The sequence below is a fragment of the Arthrobacter sp. E3 genome (genome assembly GCF_017353415.1).
Lineage (GTDB): Bacteria > Actinomycetota > Actinomycetes > Actinomycetales > Micrococcaceae > Specibacter.
Genome location: NZ_JAFMPX010000074.1, coordinates 1 through 1948 on the forward strand (window position 1 = coordinate 1; position 1948 = coordinate 1948).

Below are 1948 nucleotides of genomic sequence, written 5' to 3' on the forward strand. Positions count from 1 at the left end.
CTTGAATTCTAGGGGTCGTTGCAACACCTGGTGTTTAGTTGGTTATCAGTAGATCATGAAGTTGCTCGGCTGGTGTATTCCAGTTGAGCGTTTTGCGTGGGCGTGCGTTGAGTTCCTGGGCGACGTGTTCGAGGTCTTCGGGTCCGTAGGCGGACAGGTCGGTTCCTTTGGGGAAGTACTGGCGCAGCAGGCCGTTGGTGTTTTCATTGGAGCCGCGTTGCCAGGGGCTGTGCGGATCGCAGAAGTAGACATCCATGTCGGTGGCGACGCTGAAGGCTTTGTGCTTGGCCATTTCCATGCCTTGGTCCCACGTCAGGGAACCGCGCAGGTGGGCTGGCAGGGTGGACATGGTTTTGATCAGTCCGTCGCGCACTGTTTCAGCGGTGTGGTCCCCGGGCAGATGCACGAGCATGACGTAGCGTGTGGTGCGCTCGACCAGGGTCGCGATGGCGGATTGGTTGTGGGCGCCGGTGATCAGGTCCCCCTCCCAGTGGCCTGGCACGGCACGGTCTTCGACCTCAGGTGGGCGTTCGGAGATGTTGATCATCGGGTCCCTGAAACGGCTGGTGCGTTCTTCCGGGTTCTTGTGTTTTTTGCGGCGGGTCCGCCCGGTCCGCAATGCCGTTTGAACCTCGCGTTTGAGGCCGCCGCGGGCTTGGATGAAGAGGGATTGGTAGATCGTTTCGTGGCTCACACGCATCTGCTCGTCATGGGGGAATTCCTTGATCAGCACTTTGGAGATCTGTTCCGGGGACCAGCGTGTGAGTAGTTTCTCTTTCACGTACTCGCGCAGCGGACCGTCAGTGGCCAGTTTACTGGGCTTGGGCCGGGCTCGTGCCGTGGTGGCTTTTCGGTGGGCCCCATAGGGCTGGTAGCCCAGCACCAGGTGGCTGTTACGGGCAACCTCGCGACTGATCGATCCGGCGGAGCGGCCCAGTGCGCGGGCAATGGCCCGCAGGGACGTGTCCCGGGCCAGCAGGTCCGCGATCCTCTCCCGCTCGGGAAGCGAGAGATAGCGGGCGCTGACGGGCTGTTCCAGGGCCTCCAACGCCACCACGACGGGTTCAGGCGCCTGTGCAGGCCCGGCCACCGCAACTGGTCCTGCTGGCGGCGGGACTTCCCCGGCGGTGGGTGCCAATGGTTCGTTACAAGCGGTAATCACCCCCCGGTTATACGGCATTTCCGCCCTCTTGGTCTCATCGGGACCGGCGCTGGCCACCTTGCGTTGCATCTCCCACCGATAGGCGCTTCGTGGGTTTGCGCCGGCGGCCGCGACGGCCTCCTTGCGACTGTTGCCTGCCTCGCGCAACCGAAGGTATTCAGCACGTGTGCCACCACCGGCACGGATGGACTTGATCCCGACGTGGCGGGCCCAATTGGCGCACTGGGACAGGGGCACCCCGGTCTCCCTGGCAGCGACACTGATGCTGCCCACACGGACGAGAACGGCGAGGAACTCTTCCTTTTGCGCCGGCGTGGCCCGCCCCGTTTTCCCCGAGGCCGCATTGGGCTTTCGGGTGACCGCGCCGACCTCGTAGGCCCAATGGAAACACGTTTGGACGTTGATGCCCAACACCTTCGCCGCGGCGCTCACGCTCCCTGCCCGGTCCAGGACGACGAAGAACTCGTCCCGCTGGGACTGGCTGTATTTCTGGCCGCGTTCCTTGGTGGAAGAGCCGGTCCAGGAACGGCACGTGACCGGGTTGAACCCGAGTTCCCGAGCCGCTGCCGGGATGCTTCCCAACCGCTCGAACGCGGCGAAGAACCTGGCCCGATCAGCTGCCGAGTAACGCCGGTACGCGCGCTTACCCAGCGGTTGGGCAGCCAAATCAGCGCCTATCCCCAATGGTGATTTTTCCGTTAAGAAAGCATCATTAATTGACGGTGAATCCATGGGTGGAGCAACTCCCGTTTTCAAGGGGTGTTGCAACGACCGCTAGAACTCGCC

General features: G+C 62.9%; 1 protein-coding gene. It reads right to left on the reverse strand.

What is annotated here, in order from left to right; genetic code table 11:
* Positions 1 to 34 precede the first annotated feature (34 nt).
* Positions 35 to 1090: an IS30 family transposase gene (locus JMA46_RS16635; protein ID WP_207346462.1), complete on the reverse strand. Its 1056-nt coding sequence runs from the start codon at positions 1088 to 1090 to the stop codon at positions 35 to 37.
* Positions 1091 to 1948 lie beyond the last annotated feature (858 nt).